This is a genomic window from Pseudomonas sp. RV120224-01b, assembly GCF_003208145.1.
Taxonomy (GTDB): domain Bacteria; phylum Pseudomonadota; class Gammaproteobacteria; order Pseudomonadales; family Pseudomonadaceae; genus Aquipseudomonas; species Aquipseudomonas monteilii.
Map to the genome: position 1 here is coordinate 51,392 of NZ_QKMQ01000010.1, position 20,943 is coordinate 72,334.

General features: G+C 62.8%; 17 protein-coding genes. 14 read left to right on the forward strand and 3 right to left on the reverse strand.

The window, feature by feature from the left end:
* The 10 genes from rlmN to N436_RS16655 all read left to right on the forward strand — a co-directional run bounded on the left by rlmN (position 1) and on the right by N436_RS16655 (position 10,926).
* Positions 1-1,146, forward strand: coding sequence for a 23S rRNA (adenine(2503)-C(2))-methyltransferase RlmN (gene rlmN, locus N436_RS16610; protein WP_012270596.1), 1,146 nt, complete (start codon positions 1-3; stop codon positions 1,144-1,146).
* Positions 1,147-1,160: 14 nt separating this feature from the next.
* Positions 1,161-1,922 (forward strand): type IV pilus biogenesis/stability protein PilW, encoded by a 762-nt coding sequence (gene pilW, locus N436_RS16615; RefSeq protein ID WP_105946970.1) that lies wholly within the window; start codon positions 1,161-1,163, stop codon positions 1,920-1,922.
* On the forward strand, positions 1,919-2,956 hold the full coding sequence (locus tag N436_RS16620) for a RodZ domain-containing protein (RefSeq protein WP_110741571.1): 1,038 nt from the start codon (positions 1,919-1,921) through the stop codon (positions 2,954-2,956). Before pilW ends, N436_RS16620 begins: the two co-directional genes overlap by 4 nt.
* A 3-nt stretch (positions 2,957-2,959) precedes the next feature.
* Positions 2,960-4,069: a flavodoxin-dependent (E)-4-hydroxy-3-methylbut-2-enyl-diphosphate synthase gene (ispG, locus tag N436_RS16625; RefSeq protein ID WP_016713199.1), complete on the forward strand. Its 1,110-nt coding sequence runs from the start codon at positions 2,960-2,962 to the stop codon at positions 4,067-4,069.
* Positions 4,070-4,094: 25 nt separating this feature from the next.
* On the forward strand, positions 4,095-5,384 hold the full coding sequence (gene hisS, locus N436_RS16630; RefSeq protein WP_016713198.1) for a histidine--tRNA ligase: 1,290 nt from the start codon (positions 4,095-4,097) through the stop codon (positions 5,382-5,384).
* A 38-nt stretch (positions 5,385-5,422) separates the two neighbouring features.
* A complete protein-coding gene (locus tag N436_RS16635) occupies positions 5,423-6,064 on the forward strand; it encodes a tetratricopeptide repeat protein (RefSeq protein ID WP_060501832.1) in 642 nt (213 codons plus the stop codon).
* The gene (bamB, locus tag N436_RS16640) at positions 6,065-7,207 is read left to right on the forward strand and encodes an outer membrane protein assembly factor BamB (protein ID WP_003248513.1); all 1,143 of its coding nucleotides are present in this window, start codon (positions 6,065-6,067) and stop codon (positions 7,205-7,207) included.
* 116 nt (positions 7,208-7,323) lie between these two features.
* Positions 7,324-8,787: a ribosome biogenesis GTPase Der gene (gene der, locus N436_RS16645; RefSeq protein WP_105946966.1), complete on the forward strand. Its 1,464-nt coding sequence runs from the start codon at positions 7,324-7,326 to the stop codon at positions 8,785-8,787.
* Between the two features lie 211 nt (positions 8,788-8,998).
* Complete coding sequence (locus N436_RS16650) at positions 8,999-10,147, forward strand: pyridoxal phosphate-dependent aminotransferase (RefSeq protein ID WP_110741572.1); 1,149 nt, start codon at positions 8,999-9,001, stop codon at positions 10,145-10,147.
* Positions 10,135-10,926: an amidohydrolase gene (locus tag N436_RS16655; RefSeq protein WP_105946964.1), complete on the forward strand. Its 792-nt coding sequence runs from the start codon at positions 10,135-10,137 to the stop codon at positions 10,924-10,926. The genes N436_RS16650 and N436_RS16655 overlap by 13 nt, the downstream gene beginning before the upstream one ends.
* Positions 10,927-11,055: 129 nt before the next feature.
* On the opposite strand, the gene N436_RS16660 is transcribed toward N436_RS16655, so the two are convergent.
* The gene (locus tag N436_RS16660; RefSeq protein ID WP_110741573.1) at positions 11,056-13,611 is read right to left on the reverse strand and encodes a sulfite reductase flavoprotein subunit alpha; all 2,556 of its coding nucleotides are present in this window, start codon (positions 13,609-13,611) and stop codon (positions 11,056-11,058) included.
* Between the two features lie 102 nt (positions 13,612-13,713).
* The gene (locus N436_RS16665) at positions 13,714-16,005 is read right to left on the reverse strand and encodes a TonB-dependent siderophore receptor (protein WP_110741574.1); all 2,292 of its coding nucleotides are present in this window, start codon (positions 16,003-16,005) and stop codon (positions 13,714-13,716) included.
* Positions 16,006-16,227: 222 nt separating this feature from the next.
* Here N436_RS16665 and N436_RS16670 point away from each other — a divergent pair, with 222 nt between their 5' ends.
* Positions 16,228-16,908, forward strand: a complete 681-nt coding sequence (locus N436_RS16670) for a Fe2+-dependent dioxygenase (protein WP_025753806.1) — start codon at positions 16,228-16,230, stop codon at positions 16,906-16,908.
* Between the two features lie 3 nt (positions 16,909-16,911).
* Positions 16,912-17,661 (forward strand): tetratricopeptide repeat protein, encoded by a 750-nt coding sequence (locus tag N436_RS16675; protein WP_105946961.1) that lies wholly within the window; start codon positions 16,912-16,914, stop codon positions 17,659-17,661.
* 74 nt (positions 17,662-17,735) lie between these two features.
* Here the strand turns inward: N436_RS16675 and N436_RS16680 are convergent, their stop codons facing one another.
* Positions 17,736-18,899 carry a type III PLP-dependent enzyme gene (locus N436_RS16680; protein ID WP_016713187.1) on the reverse strand — a complete coding sequence of 388 codons (1,164 nt, stop codon included), beginning with the start codon at positions 18,897-18,899 and terminating at the stop codon, positions 17,736-17,738.
* Positions 18,900-19,406: 507 nt separating this feature from the next.
* On the opposite strand from N436_RS16680, the gene N436_RS16685 reads away from it, so the two are divergent.
* Both N436_RS16685 and N436_RS16690 read left to right on the forward strand, forming a co-directional pair.
* Positions 19,407-19,892 carry a sigma-70 family RNA polymerase sigma factor gene (locus N436_RS16685; protein WP_105946960.1) on the forward strand — a complete coding sequence of 162 codons (486 nt, stop codon included), beginning with the start codon at positions 19,407-19,409 and terminating at the stop codon, positions 19,890-19,892.
* Positions 19,893-19,912: 20 nt separating this feature from the next.
* Positions 19,913-20,875 (forward strand): FecR family protein, encoded by a 963-nt coding sequence (locus N436_RS16690; protein WP_110741615.1) that lies wholly within the window; start codon positions 19,913-19,915, stop codon positions 20,873-20,875.
* Positions 20,876-20,943 lie beyond the last annotated feature (68 nt).

A 20,943-nucleotide genomic window follows, 5' to 3' on the forward strand; every position in this document is an offset into this window, starting at 1 on the left:
ATGACGACATCTACTGGCAAAATCAACCTGTTGGGTCTGACCCAGCCGGAAATGGAACAATTCTTCGACTCGATCGGGGAAAAACGCTTCCGTGCCGGCCAGGTGATGAAATGGATTCACCATTTTGGCGTGTCCGACTTTGCGGCCATGACCAACGTAGGCAAGGTCTTGCGCGAAAAGCTCGAGGCCGTTGCCGAGATTCGGCCTCCGGAAGTGGTCAGTGAAGACATTTCCGCCGACGGTACCCGCAAGTGGGTGATCCGCGTTGCCTCCGGCAGCTGCGTCGAGACCGTCTACATTCCTACCGACGACCGCGGCACCTTGTGCGTATCGTCGCAAGCCGGCTGTGCCCTGGACTGCAGTTTCTGCTCCACCGGCAAGCAAGGCTTCAACAGCAACCTCACTGCCGCCGAAGTGATCGGCCAGGTGTGGCTTGCCAACAAATCCTTCGGGACCGTCCCTGCCAAAGTCGACCGCGCGATTACCAACGTGGTGATGATGGGCATGGGCGAGCCCTTGCTGAACTTCGACAACGTCATCGCCGCCATGAAAATCATGATGGATGACCTGGGCTATGGCATTTCCAAGCGTCGCGTCACCCTGTCCACCTCGGGCGTGGTGCCGATGATCGACGAACTGGCCAAGCACATCGACGTGTCGCTGGCCCTGTCGCTGCACGCACCGAACGACGAGCTGCGCAACAAGCTGGTACCGATCAACAAGAAGTACCCGCTGAAAGTGCTGCTGGAATCGTGCATGGGCTACATGTCCACCCTGGGTGGCAAGCGCGTGCTTACTGTCGAGTACACCCTGCTCAAGGACGTCAACGACCAGCCTGAGCATGCCGCACAGATGATCGAGTTGCTGCGCGACGTGCCGTGCAAGATCAACCTGATCCCGTTCAACCCGTTCCCGCATTCGGGCTACGAGCGGCCAAGCAACAACGCCATTCGTCGCTTCCAGGACCTGCTGCACCACGGTGGCTTCAACGTCACCACGCGCACCACCCGTGGTGACGATATCGATGCTGCCTGCGGTCAGCTGGTCGGCCAGGTCAACGACCGCACCCGCCGTAGCGAGCGCTATATTGCCGTGCGCCAGCTTTCCGCAGACGTCGAGCTGCAAGACAGCGCCGCCAGCCACTGACCGGGACCTTGCCCATGAGCCTGCGCGCCGCGCTGTCGATCCTTGCGCTCTCGCTGCTGGCCGGCTGTGTGTCGGGCGGTGCGAGCGACCCCCTGGCCAGCCGCCAGGGCAGGGCGGAGGCGGGGCGGGCTTATGTGCAACTGGGCCTGGGGTATTTGCAACAGGGTTTGACCGAGCAGGCCAAGGCGCCACTGGGCAAGGCCCTGGCCCTCGACAGCACTGATGCCGACGCGCACGCGGCCCTGGCGCTGGTGTTCCAGGCAGAAGGTGAGCCGGCGCTCGCTGAAGCCCACTTTCGCAAGGCCTTGCAAGCCCGCGCCGGCGACACGCGAATGCGCAACAATTACGGCAGTTTCCTTTATGCTCAGGGGCGATTTGCCGAGGCCGAGCAGATGTTTCGCCTGGCCAGCGCCGATACCCTGTATCCTGAGCGCTCACGCGTGTACGAGAACCTGGGCCTGACTGCCCTGAAGCTCGATCGCCGCGACCAGGCGCATGCTTATCTGCTGAAAGCGTTGCAACTCAACCAGCGGCAACCGAAAGCGTTGCTGGAAATGGCTGAGTTGTCCTACGAAAACAGGCATTATGTGCCGGCCCGGGACTACTACGATCGTTTCAGCCAGTTGAGCGACCACGATGCCCGTAGCCTGCTGCTGGGCAGCCGCCTTGCCCGGGTGTTCGACGAGCAGGGCACACTGGCCGAGATGGGCCAGCAATTACAACGACTTTATCCCGGTACGCCGGAATATCAGCAATACCTGTCGGAGCAACGATGAACGCCGCGCATCCCGAAGTAGCAGTAGCGCCTGGCCAGAACCCCGGTGAGCTTTTGCGCCTGGCCCGTGAGAAACGGGACTGGTCTCAAGCCGAGGTGGCCCGCAAGCTCAACCTCACTGTCAGTTCGTTGAACCACGTGGAAACCGGCGCCTTCGACAAGCTGCCCGGGCATACCTTTGCCCGTGGCTACATCCGCGCCTATGCCAAATTGATGGAACTCGACCAGGCCGCCTTGGTAGAGGCCTTCGACCGCTACACCGGCACCCACGCCAAAGGCAGCGAGGTGCACTCGCTGGGCCGTATCGAAGAGCCGGTGCGCCTGTCGCACAACATCCTGCGCGGTGTCAGCCTGCTGTTGCTGGTGGCTGTGGTCGGTGGCGGCTTCGTCTGGTGGCAGGACCAGGGCAGCCTGCGTGGCAAAGACCTGGCCAAGATTGCTTTGGAGCACGTCGAAGTCGAAAGCGCCGACGGCACCACCCAGATTCACCCGCTCGATGAGCCTGAAGACCAGGCTGTATCCGCTGGCCAGCAAGCCGAAAGCGCACCGCTGGCGCTGGAGCAGGGCGCTGCCGAACAGCCCGCCGCCGCCGCTGAACAGGCCCCGGCAAGCCCGGCGCCAACCCTTGCTGCAGTGCCAGCGCCGACACCGGCCCAGCCAGCGCCCGCGCAACCTGCACCTGCTGCAGTGGCTACCCCGGTAGCACCGGCGGCTACCCCGGCACCGGCCGCTGTTGCACCTGCCGCACCGGCGCCGGTCGTGGCCGCCACCGAGCCAGCCGCAGTACCGGCTGGCAGCGCCAAGGTTGCCATCCAGTTCACCGCCGATTGCTGGACCCAGGTGTCCGATGGCAACGGCAAGGTGCTGTTCAGCGCCATCAAGCGCAAGGGGGACAACCTCGAACTGACCGGCAAGCCGCCGTTCGCGGTGCGCCTGGGCTTTGCCCGTGGTGCCCAGGTCAGCTACAACGGCCAGGCCGTCGATGTTGCCCCGTTCACCAGTGGCGAGACCGCTCGCCTGAAGTTGGGACAGTAAGTCATGCACGGCGAATCTCCGATCAAACGTCGCGAATCCCGCAAAATCTGGGTCGGCAATGTGCCGGTGGGTGGTGATGCGCCCATCGCGGTGCAGAGCATGACCAACACCGACACCAACGATGTGGCCGCCACGGTGGCGCAAATCCAGCGCCTGGTCGATGCCGGCGTGGACATCGTGCGCGTTTCGGTGCCGGACATGGACGCCGCCGAGGCGTTCGGCAAGATCAAGCAGCTGGTCAGTGTGCCGCTGGTTGCCGACATCCACTTCGATTACAAGATTGCCCTGCGTGTGGCCGAACTGGGCGTGGATTGCCTGCGCATCAACCCCGGCAACATCGGCCGTGAAGACCGTGTACGCGCCGTGGTCGATGCCGCCCGCGACCGTGGCATCCCGATCCGTATCGGGGTCAACGCCGGCTCCCTGGAAAAAGACCTGCAGAAGAAGTACGGCGAGCCGACCCCGGCCGCATTGGTCGAGTCGGCCCTGCGCCACGTCGAGCACCTCGACCGCCTGGACTTCCAGGACTTCAAGGTCAGCGTCAAGGCCTCCGACGTGTTCATGGCCGTCGAAGCCTACCGCCTGCTGGCCAAGCAGATCGTGCAGCCGCTGCACTTAGGGATAACCGAAGCCGGTGGCCTGCGTTCGGGGACGGTGAAATCCGCCGTCGGCCTCGGTATGCTGCTGGCCGAAGGCATTGGCGATACCATCCGTATCTCGTTGGCGGCCGACCCTGTCGAAGAAGTGAAAGTCGGCTACGACATCCTCAAGTCGCTGCACCTGCGCTCGCGTGGCATCAACTTCATCGCCTGCCCGAGCTGCTCGCGGCAGAACTTCGATGTGGTCAAGACCATGAACGAGCTGGAAGGGCGCCTTGAAGACCTGCTGGTGCCGCTGGACGTGGCAGTGATCGGTTGCGTGGTCAACGGCCCGGGCGAAGCCAAGGAAGCCCATGTAGGGTTGACCGGCGGTACACCGAACCTGATCTACATCGATGGCAAGCCTGCGCAGAAGCTGACCAATGACAACCTGGTCGATGAGCTGGAAAAACTCATCCGCCAGAAAGCGGCCGAAAAGGCCGAAGCCGACGCGGCGCTGATCGCCCGTGGCTGACACACAGAATTCGTAAGGACTATTCGTGAGCAAATCGCTGCAAGCCATCCGTGGCATGAACGACATCCTGCCAGAACAGTCGCCACTGTGGCGCTACTTCGAAGGCACCGTGGCCGGGCTGCTGGACACCTACGGGTACAGCCAGATCCGTACGCCGATCGTCGAGTTCACCGAGCTGTTCAAGCGCTCGATCGGTGAAGTGACCGATATTGTCGAAAAAGAGATGTACACCTTCGAGGACCGCAACGGCGATTCGCTGACCTTGCGCCCTGAAGGCACCGCCGCCTGCGTGCGTGCCGTGCTGGAGCATGGCATCACCGGCAATGGCCAGGTGCAGAAACTGTGGTACATCGGCCAGATGTTCCGCCACGAGCGCCCGCAGAAAGGCCGCTACCGCCAGTTCCACCAGATTGGCGTGGAAGTGTTCAACCTGGACGGCCCGGACATCGATGCCGAGCTGATCATGCTGACCTGGCGCCTGTGGGGCCTGCTGGGCATCCAGGACGCGGTCAAGCTGGAGCTCAACAGCCTGGGTACCAGTGAGGCCCGTGCACGCTACCGTGACGCGCTGGTCGAGTTCCTCTCGGCGCGCCTGGAGCAGCTGGACGAAGACAGCCAGCGCCGCCTGAAGAGCAACCCGCTGCGCATTCTCGACAGCAAGGACCAGAACACCCAGGCCGTCCTGGTGGGGGCGCCGAAGCTGGAAGACTACCTGGACGAAGCGTCCCGCGTGCACTTCGAAGGCCTGAAGGCCCGCCTGGACGCAGCCGGCATTCCGTTCGTGATCAACACCAAGCTGGTACGTGGCCTGGACTACTACAGCAAGACCGTGTTCGAGTGGGTCACCGACAAGTTGGGCGCCCAGGGCACCGTGTGTGCCGGCGGCCGCTACGACGGCCTGGTCGAGCAGATGGGCGGCAAGCCGACCACCGGCGTTGGTTTCGCCATGGGTATCGAGCGCCTGATCCTGCTGCTGGAAACCCTCGGCAAGGTGCCGGAGTCCATCAGCCGCCAGATCGACGTCTACCTGTGCGCCTTTGGCGAGCAGGCCGAACTGGCTGGGCTGCGCCTGTCCGAAGGCCTGCGTGACCGCCTGCCGGGCCTGCGCCTGGCGGTAAACGCCGGTGGTGGCAGCTTCAAGAGCCAGTTCAAGAAAGCCGACAAGAGTGGCGCGCTGTTCGCCCTGATCCTGGGCGATGACGAGCTGGCCAAGCAAGAAATCGGCTTGAAGCCCCTGCGTGGCCAGGGCGAACAACAGAACATTGCCTGGGATGCTCTGGCAGAGCACCTGGAAACCGCGATCGCGCAGGCGTAACGCGGTTCAATAACGAATAGGCGAAAAGGAGTATTGGGGTGTCGAGTACCGATGATGATGATCTGGCAGGCGTCAAGGACTGGTGGAACCGCAACGGCAAGCCGCTGCTGACCGGCGCATTGCTGGCCGGCGTGGTGGTATTGGGCTGGAATACCTGGCACAAGTACCAGAACAACCAGTCGCAAGGTGCCTCGCAGTTGTACCAGGCGTTGCTTGAGACCAGCCTGACGCCGACTGGCCAGCCAGACGCCTCCAAGGTCGCGGAACTGGCCGGCAAGCTCAAGAGCGAGTTCGGCGGTACTGCTTACGCCCAGTACGGCAGCCTGTTCGTGGCCAAGGTGGCAGTCGAGAGCGGCAAGCTCGACGACGCCGCTGCCGAGCTGAAAAGCGTGCTGGACAAGCCGGCCGACGTGACCTTGGGCGAGATTTCGCGCCAGCGCCTGGCTCGCGTGCTGGCCGCCCAGAACAAGGCCGAAGACGCCCTCAAGCTGCTTGACGGCGACGCCGACAAAGCCTTCCTGGCCAGCCGTGAAGAGTTGAAAGGTGACCTGCTGGTGCAACTGGGCCGTGCCGCCGATGCACACAGCGCTTACGAAAAAGCCAAGGCTGCGCTGTCCGATGACGCGGCAGTCGGTGGCCTGCAATTGAAGCTGGATGACCTGGCTAAAGGGGACGCGTAAGTGATCGGTTGGAAACATGCAGCAGTGCTGACCCTGGCCGTACTGGCCGCAGGTTGCAGCAGCAACAGCAAGAAGGAACTGCCTCCGGCCGAGCTGACCAAGTTCACCGAGGAAGTGGTGCTGAAGAAGCAGTGGAGCCGTTCGATCGGTGACGGCCAGGGTGAGACCTACAACACCCTGGTGCCGGCCATCGAGAACGACCGTATCTACGCCTCCGACGTCAACGGCGAAGTGTTCGCCCTGGACCGCATCACTGGCGATGTCGTGTGGAAGAAGGACCTGGAGCTGCAGGTTTCCGGCGCAGTTGGCGTGGGCTACGGCCTGGTCATGCTCGGCACCCTCAAGGGTGAAGTGATTGCCCTGGATTCCAGCACCGGTGAAGAGCGTTGGCGCTCCCGCGTGACCAGCGAAGTGCTGGCCCCGCCTGCCAACAACGGTGATGTGGTGGTGGTGCAAACCCAGGACGACCGCCTGATTGGCCTGGATGCCGCTACTGGCGACCGCCGCTGGATCTACGAAAACTCCCCGGCCGTGCTGACCCTGCGTGGCACCGGCGCGCCGATCGCCACCAACCGCCTGGCCGTCGCCGGCCTGTCCACCGGTAAAGTGGTAGCGGTGGACATCAACAATGGCGTACCCGTGTGGGAAAGCCGTGTGGCCATCCCCAAGGGCCGCTCCGAGCTGGACCGTGTGGTTGATATCGACGGCGGCTTGCTGCTGTCTGGTGGTACCCTGTACGTCAGCACCTACCAAGGCCGTGTAGCGGGCCTGGACCTGGAAAGCGGTCGCGAGCTGTGGCAGCGTGATGCTTCCAGCTATGTGGGCGTTGCCCAGGGCTTCGGTAACGTCTACGTCAGCGAAGCATCGGGTACCGTGGAAGGCGTGGATGAACGCTCCTCCAGCGCCCTGTGGAGCAACGACAGCATGGCTCGCCGCCAGTTGACCGCACCTGAAGTGTTCAGCAGCTACGTGGCAGTGGGTGACTTTGAAGGTTACTTGCACCTGCTGAGCCAGGTAGACGGCCGCTTCGTAGGCCGTGAGCGTATCGACAGCGATGGCCTGCGCGCCCGCCCACTTGTGGTCGGTGACACCATCTACGTCTTCGGCAACAGCGGCAAGCTCGAGGCACTGACCATCCGCTGAAGCTATGCTTGAAGCCTTGGCGGGCTTCAAGCCGCGGCGTAGGACACGCCGCCCGTACTCCGGCCGCTGCCTTGCAGCGGCCTTTGCATTTTCAAGAATTCGAGAGTGGAGAGCCGATGGTTCCCGTAATTGCCCTGGTGGGCCGCCCGAACGTCGGCAAATCCACCATGTTCAACCGCCTGACCAAAACCCGCGATGCCATCGTCGGTGACTTGTCGGGCCTGACCCGTGACCGCCAGTATGGCGATGCCAGCTGGCAGGGTCGTTCCTTCATCCTGATCGACACCGGCGGTATCACCGGTGACGAAGTGGGCATGGACGAGAAAATGGCCGAGCAGTCGCTCATGGCCATTGAAGAAGCCGACTACGTGCTGTTCCTGGTCGATGCCCGCGCCGGCATGACCGCCGCCGACCAGATGATTGCCGAGCACCTGCGCAAGCGCAACAAAGAGGCGATTCTGGTCGCCAACAAGATTGACAACATCGACGCCGACGTCGCCCGCGCCGAGTTCTCGCCGCTGGGCATGGGCAACGCCATTCCGGTGGCGGGCTCCCAGGGCCGTGGCATCAACGCGCTGATGGAGGCCGTGCTTGGCCACCTGCCGCGCGACCAGGTCGAAGAAGCCCTGGACGCCGAAGTCGCCGAAGGCGAAGAGGCCGTGCGCATCCCAGGCCCGAGCGAGAAAGATGGCATCAAGATCGCCATCATCGGCCGCCCGAACGTGGGTAAATCCACCCTGGTCAACCGCATGCTCGGTGAAGAGCGCGTGGTGGTCTATGACCAGCCGGGTACCACCCGTGACAGTATCTACATCCCGTTCGAACGCGATGACGAGAAGTACACCTTCATCGACACCGCCGGTGTGCGCAAGCGCGGCAAGATCCACGAGGAAGTCGAGAAGTTCTCGGTGGTGAAGACGCTGCAGGCGATCAAGGACGCCAACGTGGTGATCTTCGTCATGGACGCCCGCGAAGGTGTGGTGGACCACGACCTGAACCTGCTGGGCTTTGCCCTGGAAGCGGGCCGTGCCATCGTCATCGCACTGAACAAGTGGGATGGCATGCAGCCGGGCGAACGCGACTACGTGAAGACCGAGCTGGAGCGCCGGCTGTTCTTCGTTGACTTCGCCGACATTCACTTCATTTCTGCCTTGCATGGCACTGGCGTGGGCAACCTGTACAAGTCGGTGCAGGCCGCGTTCAAGTCGGCGGTAACCCGTTGGCCGACCAGCCGCCTGACGCAGATCCTGGAAGACGCCGTGAGCGAGCACCAGCCACCGCTGGTGAACGGTCGCCGCATCAAGCTGCGCTATGCCCACCTGGGGGGGGCCAACCCGCCGCTGATCGTGATTCACGGTAACCAGACCGAGAAGATTCCAAAGTCGTACTCGCGTTACCTGGAGAACACCTACCGCCGCGTGCTGAAGCTGGTCGGTACGCCGATCCGCATCGAGTACAAGGGCGGTGAGAACCCGTACGAGGGCAAGAAGAACACCCTCACCGACCGCCAGGTCAACAAGAAGCGCCGCCTGATGTCGCACCACAAGAAGGCCGAGAAGAAGCGCCGCGACAAGCGCTGATTCCGCGTCAGCCTCTTCGCGGGTAAACCCGCTCCCACAGGTACTGCACAGTTTTCGAAATCTGTGGTGTCCCTGTGGGAGCGGCTTTAGCCGCGAAGAGGCCCTTTGATCCAAAGCAATGCCCCTAATGTTTCAATCTTTTTCCTGACCGCTCGATCCGCTATGCTCGGACTCCACCCCGTGCCGGATACACCCCAGGAAAGAGGGCTCCATGATCCGCAGCAAACTGCCGAATGTCGGCACGACCATCTTCACCACCATGTCCCAGCTCGCCGTGCAAACCGGCGCGCTCAACCTGTCTCAGGGTTTTCCCGACTTCAACGGCCCTCGGGCTCTGCTCGATGCAGTGGGCCGGCATGTGGCTGCCGGGCATAACCAGTATTCGCCGATGACCGGCCTGCCGGCCCTGCGCCAGCAGGTGGCAGCCAAGGTCGAGCGCCTGTATGGCGCCAAGGTGGATGCGGACCAGGAAGTGACCATCACCCCCGGTGCCACCGAGGCGATTTTCTGTGCCATTCAGGCTGTGGTGCATGCGGGTGACGAGGTCATCGTCTTCGACCCTTGCTACGACAGCTACGAGCCGTCCGTGGAACTGGCCGGTGGCCGCTGCGTGCATGTGCAACTCAGCGACGGCGACTTCCGCATCGACTGGCAGAAGTTCAGCGATGCCTTGAGCCCGCGCACGCGCATGGTCATCCTCAACTCGCCGCACAACCCCAGCGGCGCGCTGATCACCCGCGACGACCTTGACCAGCTGGCAAAGCTTATTGCCGACCGCGATATTTACCTGGTCAGCGATGAAGTCTACGAGCACCTGGTGTACGACGGCGTGCGCCACGCCAGCGTGCTGGCCCATGAGCAGTTGTACCAACGCGCCTTCGTGGTCAGCTCGTTCGGCAAGACCTACCACGTGACCGGCTGGAAGACCGGCTACGTGATCGCCCCTCCGGCGCTGAGTGCGGAGCTGCGCAAGGTGCACCAGTACGTCAACTTCTGCGGCGTGACGCCATTGCAGTGCGCGCTGGCCGACTTCATGGCCGAGCACCCCGAGCACATCGATGAACTGCCGGCCTTCTACCAGGCCAAGCGGGACCTGTTCTGCGGCTTGCTGGACGGTTCACGGTTCAGCTTCACCCGCACGACGGGCACCTATTTCCAGCTGGTGGACTACTCGCAGATCCGCCCGGACCTGAACGATGTCGACATGTCGCTGTGGCTCACCCGTGAGCACGGCGTGGCGACCATTCCGGTGTCGGTGTTCTACCAGCATCCCATCCCCGAGCAACGCCTGGTTCGCCTGTGCTTTGCCAAACGAGAGGAGACGCTGCGTCAGGCAGCGGAACGACTATGCGCGATCTGAGCACACTGCCGAACCTGAAAGTAGCCCTGGTGCAAACCACCCTGGCCTGGCACGACCGCGAGGCCAACTATGCGCACTTCGAGGTGCTGCTGGAGCAGGTGGGCGAGGTGGACCTGGTAATCCTGCCGGAAATGTTCACCACTGGTTTTTCGATGCAATCGGAAAGCCTGTGCGAGCCGGAGAACGGCCCGACCTACAAGTGGCTGAAGGCCCAGGCGAAGAAATGTAACGCGGTGATTACCGGTAGCGTGATCATCCAGGCCGCTGACGGCAGCCACCGCAACCGCCTGCTGTGGGCGCGGCCGGACGGCGAAATCCTGCATTACGACAAGCGCCACCTGTTCCGCATGGCCGGTGAGCACAAGCACTACACCCCGGGCGAGCGGCAGGTCCAGTTCGAGCTCAAGGGCTGGCGAATTCGCCCACTGATCTGCTACGACCTGCGCTTCCCAGTGTGGAGCCGCGATGCCCAGGACACCGACCTGCTGCTGTACACCGCCAACTGGCCGGCTGCGCGCCGCCAGCACTGGAACCGGCTGCTGCCGGCGCGGGGGATCGAGAACCTGTGCTATGTGGCGGCGGTGAACCGGGTGGGTACGGATGGTAAAGGCTTTGCCTATTCGGGGGACAGCCAGGTGCTGGACTTCCAGGGCGAGAGCCTGCTCAGTGCCGGGGAAGCGGACGGGGTGTTTACAGCCGTGTTGAGTGCGGCGGAGCTGGCGGCTTACCGGGCCAAGTTCCCGGCCAACCTGGATGCCGATACCTTCGAGCTGCACTGACAACCTGTACCGGCCCTATCGCCGGCAAGCCAGCTCCAACAGGTACAGCACCCGGCCCGAGGGCAGTAGGGTACCTGTGGGAGCTGGCTTGCCGGCGATAGGGCCGGTACTGGCTACATCAATGATTGATCAGTAAACATCCCGTCGATACCGCCCATCTTCGATCAACTGCTGCACAGCGGCCTCCCCAAGCATACCGTTGAGCGCTGCATCCACCCCCGCAGCCATGCCTTGCAGGCTGCCGCAGACGTACACGCATGCGCCGTCAGCCACCCAGCGCTTGAACGCCTCGGCCTGCTGCAGCAACACATCCTGCACATACACCTTCTCGGCCTGATCCCGCGAAAACGCCAAGTCCAGCCGTGCCAAATCGCCACTATCCAGCCAACCTTGCAGCTCATCGCCACACAGCAGGTCATGCGCCCGGTTACGCTCGCCGAACAGCAGCCAGTTACGCTGCTCGCCAGCATTCACCCGCGCCCGGATCAGGCTACGCAGGCCGGCCAGGCCGGTGCCGTTACCGATCAGAATCATCGGTGCGGCACTTTCCGGCAGGTGGAAGCCGCTGTTACGCCGCAGGCGCAGGCTCAAGGTGCCGTTCAGCGGCAGGTACTCGGTCAGCCAGCCCGAGCCCAGGCCCAGGTGGCCATCGGCATGGCGTTCCTGGCGCACGATCAGCTCCAGCACGCCATCGCTGGCGATCGAGGCGATGGAGTATTCGCGGCTGCCGATCGGCACCAGTGCATCGATCAACGCCTGCGGCTGCAAGCCGATCAAGTGATCACGGCGTGCCGGCAACTGGCGGCCAGCGAGGGCCTGGGCCAGGGTTTCGCTCAGGCCATTCACCTGCACCTTGGCACTGGCGTCTAGCGCCAGGCCATTGAGGAAAGCGTCGACACGGGGCTGGCCATTGAGTGGCAGGATCTCCACCAGGTCGCCGGCCTCCCAGCTGGCAGGCGCTTGCGGTTGCAAGCCAAGCAGGTACACCGGCTGCCCTTGGCTGCCAGGGTTCAACAGTTCGCGGCGCACCAGTGACCAGTTGCCAAAGCTCGGCGGCTGCCAGGCGGCCACCGGCTGGGCGCCGGTTAGTTGCGCCAGTTCTTGCTGCCACTGCTGCAGCGCTGCCTGGTCGGCATTGTCCACTTCCACCGGGCTGAACGCGCTGCTGGCGCCGCGCTCACCCAGCCATGCCTGCAAGCGGCGGGCGAAGCCGCAGAAGTGCGGATACTGGCGGTCGCCGAGGGCGAGTACAGCGTAGCTGAGGTTGTTCAGCGCCCAAGGTTGGCCAAGTACCTTGCGCTCGAAGGCGCGGGCGCTGTCGGGGGCTTCGCCGTCGCCGAAGGTGCTGACCACGAACAGCGCGCGGCGGGCTTGGCGAAGGTCGTTTTCACCCAGTTCGGCCAGGGCGCGCACCTGTACCGGCATGCCCGCTGCTTGCAGCTGCCCGGCGCTCTGCCAGGCCAGTTGCTCGGCAAAGCCGCTTTGGCTGGCAAAACCGATCAGCCAGCTTTCGCCGCTGCCATCGTTGCTGGCAACGTTGCCTCGTGCCTCGCGCACCTGGCGCTTCTTGCGGCGGCGGTCGAGGTACAGCAGCCAGCCGGTGACGAAGAACAGCGGCATGGTCAGGCTGGCGATGGTGACGATGATGCGGCCCGGCAGGCCGAAGTATTCGCCAACGTGCAGGGCGTAGACGCTCTGCAGCAGCTGGGCCTTGAAGGACTTGTCGGTGTAACGGTCGTGGTTTTTCACCTGTCCGGTGGCTGGGTCCAGCACCAGGGTGTTGAAGGCGCGCGGGTGATCGGCGTTGTCCAGCAAGTAGAACAGGTTGGCAGGCTGGCCACCCGCTGGCGGCAGGCGCAGGTTATACATGGCCAGGCCTGGGCCGGCAGCGTTTTTGAGGTTGGCCCAGATTGCGTCGTAGTCGACCACCAGCGGCGGGGCGTTCTTGTCGACTTTCTGCGGCCCGTGGCGGCCACGGCCTTCGCCGCGTTTTTGTTGCTGGCCGGCGGCCGGCGCGTCGGCCAGCAGTTTGTTCAGGCCTTCGCGGTACCATTCATAGGACCAGAACAGCCCGGTCAAGGCGAACAGCAGATAGAACAGCAGGCACCAGGTACCGGCGACAGCGTGCAGGTCCCAGTTGAAGGCTCGGCCTTTCTTGGCCCAGTCGAAGGTCAGCCAGGTGCGCCAGTCCAGCGCCTTGCGCGGCCAGCGCAGGTACAGGCCGGAGAGGCAGAAGAACACCAGCATCAGGGTGCAGGCACCGGTAATCTGCCGGCCGGTGTCGCCCATGGCCAGGAAGCGGTGCAGGTTGAGCATGAGGTTGAAGAAGCCTTGCCCGGCCACTTCGCCCTTGAGTTCGCCGGTATAAGGGTCGGCATAGCGCAGCTCGCCACGGCGTTCGCCCGGTGGCGGCATGAAGAAGACCCGTGCGGCGTTACCTTCACGCACGTCGACCCACAGCATTGACACCTTGTCGTGTTGCTGGGCCTCTACACGCTGCACCAGTTCGGCTGGCGGCAGCACGCCTTCGGCGCGCACCTCTACCTTGAGCACATCGGCATTGAATGCGCGCAGCAGTTCTTCCTGGAACGAATACAAGGCCCCGGTGATGCCCATCAAGGCCAGCACCAGGCCAGCGGTGATGCCAAAGAACCAGTGCAATTGGAACAGCGTCTTCTTCACCACGTCTCTCACCTTGTGTTGCTGCCGCTACCTGCGCGGCGTGCATTATGCCTTGATACGCAAAAGCCCCGCTCACTGGAATGAACGGGGCTTTGGGTTGCTGCTTTAGAAGTGAACGCTGGTGGTCAACAGTGCAGTCCGCCCGGCCGCCTGGTTGGCGAAGTGGGTGGAGAAGGCCTTGTCGTAATACACCTCGTTGGTCAGGTTCTGCACGTTCAGCTGCAGGTCGACGTTCTTGGTCAGCTTGTAGGCGGCCATGGCGTCGTAGCGTACATAGCTGTCGACCATGGTGGTGTTGGCCACGCTGCCGTACACGTCATCCACGTAGAACGCACCACCACCGATGGTCAGCTTTGGTGTGATCGCGTAAGTGGTCCACAGGCTGGCGCTGTTGTTCGGCGTGTTCGGCAGCTGGTTGCCGTCGTTGGCCTTGCCCAGCGGGCCGCCGTCGATCTGGCGGGCCTGCATGTAGGTGTAGCCGGCGAACACCTGCCATTTGTCGGTCAGCTTGCCGCTGGCAGACAGTTCAATACCTTGCACGCGGGTTTCACCGACGTTCTCGTAGGTGTTGGTGTTGACCTGTACCCGGGCGTTTTCTTTCTCGGTGCGGAACAGCGCCGCAGCCAGAGACAGGCGCTCGTCAAGCAGGTTCCACTTGGTGCCGATCTCGTAGTTGGTGGTTTCTTCCGGCTCCATATCGCTGGCCAGCAGATTCCCGTTGCGGTCAGGTGTGCCACCCAGCGGGTTGCCTTCGGTACCTTCGCCGAGCATGGCGCCTGGTGGCGTAGCCGAGGTGGCGTAGGACACGTAGATGCTGCCGTTTTCGGCCGGCTTCCACACCAGACCCAGTTGGCCGGTCACGAACTCGCTGACGTCGTTGCCTTTGGCAGTGGTGGTGCCAGCGGCGTTGTAGGTTTTGTAGTCGGTGTCGAAGTGGTCGTATCGCAGGCCCATGTTGACCAGCCACTCGGGGGTCAGCTCCAGGGTATCGAACACGTAGATCGCACGGGTCTTGCTGTTGGTGGTGGTGCCAGCGTAGTTGCGCGAGATGGTGCCGTTCCACGGATCATCCGGGTTCGGGTTGCTCAGCGAGGTGCAGTTGTAGCCGCTGGTGGCGCCGATCATGCCCGGGGTGCAGTTGGTGTTGGCGCTGCCGCCTGGGACGGTGTCGGTGTCAACGGTGTAGCTGGAGCGCTCGCTTTCTTCGCGGCTCAGTTCGATACCGGTGGAGAAGCTGTTCTTCAGGCCACCGACGTAGAACTCGCCAAACAGGTCGGTCTGGTTGGTGGTGGTAGCGGTGTTGCCCACACGGGTGTTGGCCCGGCGCCATACGCTGCCGTTGTTGACGTTGCCCTTGCTGTCGTCAGGCTGGGTCAGGATGTAGTCCTGCATGCTGTTGCCGTGACGCAGGGTGTTCTTGATGGTCAGCGCGTCGGTCAGGTCGTGCTCGATGGCGAAGGTGGCGATGTCCACGCGGGTCTTGCGGAAGTCGCGACCGGTCAGGCCGTAGAAGTTGTCGCTGTCGCCGCCGTCATCCGGTTTGCTCGGGTGCGCCGAGGTGCGCCCGCCGCTGCCATTGGTCGGGATGGTGTACGGAATGCCCGAATCCGGCAGGTCGTCGCTTTCCAGGTGGTAGTAGTCAAGGTTGACGCGGGTCGGCGTGCCCAGGCCGAATGCCAGCGACGGGGCGATACCCCAGCGGTCGTAGTTGACCTTGTCGCGGCCGGCGACGTTGCTTTCGTGGGTCATCAGGTTCAGGCGGCCGGCAACGGTATCGCTGAACTGGTAGTTGCCATCGAAGGTGTAGCGCTGGGTCTGGTCGCTGCCCCAGGTCCAAGCACCGTCCAGCGAGTTACCCAGATGCGCACGCTTGCTCACCAGGTTGATGGTACCGCCGGCAGCGCCACGGCCACCGATGGCCGAGTTAGGGCCTTTGGCCACTTCCACCGATTCGATGGCGAAGATTTCGCGGGTTTGCGCGCCAGTATCACGCACGCCGTCCAGGTAGGTATCGCCCTGGGCGTCGAAGCCACGGATGAACGGGCGGTCGCCTTGCGGGTTGCCGCCTTCGCCGGCACCGAAGGTAATGCCCGGCACAGTGCGCAGTGCGTCCTGCAGGGTCAAGGCATTGGTGTCCTTGATCACTTGCTGCGGGATCACGGTAACCGAGCGCGGGGTGTCTACCAGCGGCGCGGTGTACTTCTGCGAGGAGGCCTTTTCGACCTTGTAATCGGTGCTGGCTTGTTCAGCCTTGCCATTGACGCTGGTGGCGTCGAGGGTAATGGCGCTGTTCGCGGCCGGGTCGGCGGCGTAGACCGACGTGGCGCTAAGGGCGACACCGATGGCAGACACGATCAGGCGTGGTGAGCTCACTGCAGATGGTACGGACTGGCGCATTGCTAAGGACCTTCCCCAAGGTGTTGAGGCGGCGGATCTTAATGTAAGCAATTGTGACTCACAATTGAGAGTCGTTACCATTCGTGAAGAATTTACAATCTTTACAATTTGCCTTTACGGTTTCATACAGCTGAAACGTCTTAAGCGGCGAATGGGGCTTGTGCAGCGCAAAAGGGAATCAATATCATTGGCGCCTTTACACTTCCTAACGGTGCTGCTGCCATGCTGCTTCACATCCCAGGCCTGTTCGACGCTGATGAGCTGGCCCGTATCCGCGAGGCGCTGGAGCAGGCCGACTGGGCTGATGGCAAGGCTACGGCTGGCTACCAGTCGGCCAAGGCCAAGCACAACCTGCAGTTGCCGGAAGGGCACCCGCTGGCCAAGGAGATTGGCAGCGCGCTGATCGACCGGCTGTGGAAAACCCCGCGCTTCATGTCGGCGGCCTTGCCACACAAGGTGTTCCCGCCGCTGATCAACTGCTACCGCGAAGGCGGCAATTTCGGCTTCCACATCGACAACGCCCTGCGCCAGCCCAAGGGCAGCCCGGAGCGGGTGCGTACCGACCTGTCTTCCACGCTGTTCCTCAGCGACCCGGACAGCTACGACGGTGGCGAGCTGGTGATCCAGGACACTTACGGCGTGCAGCAGGTCAAGTTGGCCGCCGGTGACCTGGTGCTGTACCCCGGTACCAGCCTGCACAAGGTAAACCCGGTAACCCGTGGCCAGCGTTACGCCGCATTTTTCTGGACCCAGAGCCTGGTGCGTGAGGACAGCCAGCGGACGCTGTTGTTCGAGATGGATAACGCTATCCAGCAATTGACTGCCGATGTGCCGGACCATCCGTCGCTGCTGCAACTGACCGGCACCTACCACAACCTGCTGCGCCGCTGGGCCGAGGTCTGAGCCGTGTCCTACCAGTTGCGACGTGAGGAAGTGGTGGATGTGGCCGGTTTGCAGGCCATGCTGGAGGAAAGCCCCGGCAAGGCCGCGCAAGCGATTCTGGCGGCGGCGGGGCAGGGCGCGGTCGAGGCGCAGTTGCTGCTAGGCCAGATCCTGCTGGATGGCCGCGGTATCGAAGAAGATGCCACCGTGGCCCGGCGTTGGTTTGGCATCGCCGCACAGGGTGGCAGTGCCATGGCGCACAACATGCTCGGGCGTTGCCTGGAGCATGGTTGGGGCGGTGAGCCGAGCCTGACGCAGGCGGCCATCCACTATGCGCGTGCCGCCGACGCGGGACTGGACTGGGGCCTGTACAACCTGGGCAACCTGTTGGCCACCGGACGTGGGGTGCCGGCCGATCAGGGGCAGGCCCTGATGTGCTACGAGAAGGCTGCGCAGATGGGGCATGCCAAGTCGATGAACCTGTATGGGCGTTACCTGGAGCAGGGCATTGCCACGGCACCCAGCCCGGCGCGGGCAGTGCGCTGGTATCGGCGCTCGGCCGAGGCGGGCGATTTTCGCGGGATGTTCAGCCTGGCGCTGGTGCTGGTCGAGCGTGGGCAAATGGCGGAGGCCGGGCAGTGGCTGGAGCGGGCGCGGGTTGAGGGGAACATGAATTTCCTGCGCGCTGCGTTGGTGACTTTGCAGAAAGCAGGACCGGTGTTGATGGCCTTTGCGGCAAGGTATGCCGAGGAAATCGAACGGCGCGGGGACTAAGGTTGCCTGTGCCGGCGATAGGGCCGGTACAGGAAAGCACAAATGAAAACGGGGCCTCGCGGCCCCGTTTTGCATTACAGGTAGTAAGCCTTCAGCGGCGGGAAGCCGTTGAATTCCACCGCGCTGTAGCTGGTGGTGTAGGCGCCGGTCGACAGCCAGTACAGGCGGTCACCGATGGCCAGGTTCAGCGGCAGGCCGTACTTGTAGTTTTCGTACATGATGTCGGCGCTGTCGCAGGTTGGGCCGGCGATGACCACTTCTTCGGCTTCGCCTTTCTTCTCGGTCCAGATCGGGAACTTGATGGCTTCGTCCATGGTTTCGATCAGGCCGGAGAACTTGCCCACGTCGGTGTAGATCCAGCGCTCGACGGCGGTACGCGACTTGCGCGCCACCAGCACCACTTCGCTGACCAGGATACCGGCGTTGGCAATCAGCGAACGGCCTGGCTCCAGGATGATTTCCGGCAGCTCGTCACCGAAGTCTTCCTTCAGGAAGCGGATGATTTCTTCAGCGTAGGTTTCCAGGCTGTTGGTACGGGTGATGTAGTTGGCCGGGAAGCCGCCACCCATGTTGATCAGCTTCAGCTCGATGCCGTCTTCTTCCTTCAGGCGCTCGAAGATCACCTTGACCTTGGCAATGGCAGCATCCCACACGCTGATGTCGCGCTGCTGCGAGCCCACGTGGAACGAGATGCCGTAAGGCACCAGGCCCAGGTCGCGGGCGAGGATCAGCAGGTCCATGGCCATGTCGGTCTGGCAGCCGAACTTGCGGGACAGCGGCCAGTCAGCCGTGGTCGAGCCTTCAGTCAGGATACGCACGTACACTTTCGAGCCCGGTGCGGCCTTGGCGATGTTGCGCAGGTCGGCTTCGGAGTCGGTGGCGTACAGGCGCACGCCCTTCTCGTAGAAGTAGCGGATGTCCTTGGACTTCTTGATGGTGTTGCCGTAGCTGATACGGTCGGCGCTGACGCCACGGCCCAGCACTTTGTCCAGCTCGTAGATCGAGGCGATGTCGAAGCTCGAACCTTTCTCTTTGAGCAGGTCGATGATTTCGACGGCCGGGTTGGCCTTGACCGCGTAGTACACCTTGGCGAATTCGAAACCGGCGCGCAGGTCGTCATAGGCCTGGCTGATCATCTGGGTATCGATGAGTACGAACGGGGTTTCCTGCTTGTCGGCGAACGCCTTCATTTTCTGGAAGGTGTCACGCGCGAAATAGTCTTCGACCTGGATCGACATGCTCAGGGACTCCATGGGCAAACTGAAAGAATAAGTGGCTGCAAACTGAACGTCCTCCGTATCCCCACTTTGGTTCGCCTACTCAGTACTTGAGCCGGATGGATCGTTTCCAGCATGGACGTTCGGCGCGCACTTTAGGGCGTGAAGAATGCAGAATCAACAGGTAATCCGGGCGTGATCGGCGTGGATCGACGACCAGCCATTTGAATAACCGACCCATGTGACCGGCTGATGTTCCCCACGATGTTTCAAGCGTTAAATATTGTGGAATAGACCGTATTGGCTCCTTCGCGGGCGCGCCCGCTCCCACAGGCATCGCGCGCTTTGTGTGGGAGCGGGCGTGCCCGCGAAAGGGCTTCAGGTGTTCATATTTATGGCCACATTTTCCTGGTACCCACGTACAGGAAATCGCGCATAAATTTTTTGTTACCGACTGGCGGATTTGCTGGTTTTGATGAGAAACATTACTATTCGCACCCTTATCTGCCTCCCTGATGACCCCCGACCGTGTCCGGACACAAAGGCTTCCTCGACCATTACCATGAGCTGATCGGCACCTGGACGCGCAAACTGCGCAGTCGTCAGCAGGCCGAGGACCTCACCCACGATGCCTTTGTCCGGGTACTGGAAAACCCGCGCGAACAGGTTGAGCAGCCGCGCGCCTATCTGCACCAGACCGCACGCAACATTGCCGTGGATGGCTTCCGCCGCGAAGACCGCCGCCAGGCCCTGGAACTGGAAACCTTCGACGAGGGCAGTGGCGGCAGTGGCGACCCGGAGGCCTACGTGCAAGCCCTGGAGCTGGCCGACAGCGTCGAGCGGGCACTGGCCCAGTTGCCGCTCAACTGCCGGCAGGTGTTCATCTGGCAGAAGCTCGAAGGCCTGACCCAGGCCGAAATCGCCGAGCGCATGGGGCTGAGCAAGAACATGGTCGAAAAGTATATGATCCGCACGCTCCGGCATTTGCGTGAGCATCTGGATGTGTCGGCATGAAGCGTCAGGAGACCTTTTCGATGAAACAGCACGGTACCGATACCGTCCGCGAGCAGGCGGCCGCATGGTTTGCCCGCGTGCAGGATGCGCCTCGGGATGCCGGGTTGCAGACCCAGTTGCGCGCCTGGCTGGTGAGCGACGAGCGCCACCGGGAAGAGTACGAACACCTCAACCGCGTGTGGCAGGCCGCCACCTTCATTCCACGTCAGCGCCTTGAAGCGCTGTGCCAGCCAGACCCGGTGCAGCAACTGCCACGTCGGCGTTTCGTGCGTCAGGCCTTGGCCGCCAGCGTGGCGGTGTTGGCGTTGGGCCTGGGCTGGGGGGGCTGGCATTATCAGCAACTGAACCATCAGGGCAGCCTGCAGACTGCCTTTAACGAGCGCCGCCAGGTTGAGCTGCCGGATGGCACGCACCTGGAACTCAATGGCAACACACAGGTGCAGGTCGATTTCAGCGCCGGCCAGCGGCATATCCGCCTGAGCGCCGGTGAGGTGATGTTCAGCGTCGCCCACGACAGCGCCAGGCCGTTCGTGGTCGATACTGCCCAAGGCAGCGTGACCGTAACCGGTACCCGCTTTGATGTACGTCTGGACCCGGCCAGCACCCGGGTGGCAGTGGAGCAGGGCTCGGTGCGCGTGCAGGGCAAGGGGACTTCGCTGGCGCAGCTAACGGCCGGCCAGGGTTCGCATATCGATGCACAAGGCGTGGTTGCCGCACCTTATGCAGTCAACGCGGCTGCCGTAACGGCCTGGCGTCAGGGCAAACTGGTGTTCGATAACGCGACCCTGGCCGAGGTGGTGGCCGAAGCCTCGCGTTATCGCAGCCAGCCGCTACGGGTTGCCCCTGGGAAAGTCGCCCGGATGCGCCTGTCCAGCACCTTCAGCACTGACGATACTGACGCTCTGCTGCGGGCCTTGCCGAGCATCCTGCCGGTGGCCATCAAGGCCCATGAAGACGGCTCTCGCGAAATAATTGCGAAATAGATTCAGGTTTTTTTCCACTCGTTCGTCTTCCTCGCCAGCTGCAACTGCCAAGCATTTCCATTTGCACG

What these genes read in the sequence shown, in the direction of transcription:
- N436_RS16670 (WP_025753806.1), top strand. Translation starts at nt 16,228, where the DNA reads ATGCTGCTTCACATCCCAGGCCTGTTCGACGCTGATGAGCTGGCCCGT.
- rlmN (WP_012270596.1), top strand. Translation starts at nt 1, where the DNA reads ATGACGACATCTACTGGCAAAATCAACCTGTTGGGTCTGACCCAGCCG.
- N436_RS16650 (WP_110741572.1), top strand. Translation starts at nt 8,999, where the DNA reads ATGATCCGCAGCAAACTGCCGAATGTCGGCACGACCATCTTCACCACC.
- N436_RS16655 (WP_105946964.1), top strand. Translation starts at nt 10,135, where the DNA reads ATGCGCGATCTGAGCACACTGCCGAACCTGAAAGTAGCCCTGGTGCAA.
- N436_RS16690 (WP_110741615.1), top strand. Translation starts at nt 19,913, where the DNA reads ATGAAACAGCACGGTACCGATACCGTCCGCGAGCAGGCGGCCGCATGG.
- N436_RS16665 (WP_110741574.1), bottom strand. Translation starts at nt 16,005, where the DNA reads ATGCGCCAGTCCGTACCATCTGCAGTGAGCTCACCACGCCTGATCGTG.
- der (WP_105946966.1), top strand. Translation starts at nt 7,324, where the DNA reads ATGGTTCCCGTAATTGCCCTGGTGGGCCGCCCGAACGTCGGCAAATCC.
- pilW (WP_105946970.1), top strand. Translation starts at nt 1,161, where the DNA reads ATGAGCCTGCGCGCCGCGCTGTCGATCCTTGCGCTCTCGCTGCTGGCC.
- ispG (WP_016713199.1), top strand. Translation starts at nt 2,960, where the DNA reads ATGCACGGCGAATCTCCGATCAAACGTCGCGAATCCCGCAAAATCTGG.
- N436_RS16620 (WP_110741571.1), top strand. Translation starts at nt 1,919, where the DNA reads ATGAACGCCGCGCATCCCGAAGTAGCAGTAGCGCCTGGCCAGAACCCC.
- N436_RS16680 (WP_016713187.1), bottom strand. Translation starts at nt 18,899, where the DNA reads ATGTCGATCCAGGTCGAAGACTATTTCGCGCGTGACACCTTCCAGAAA.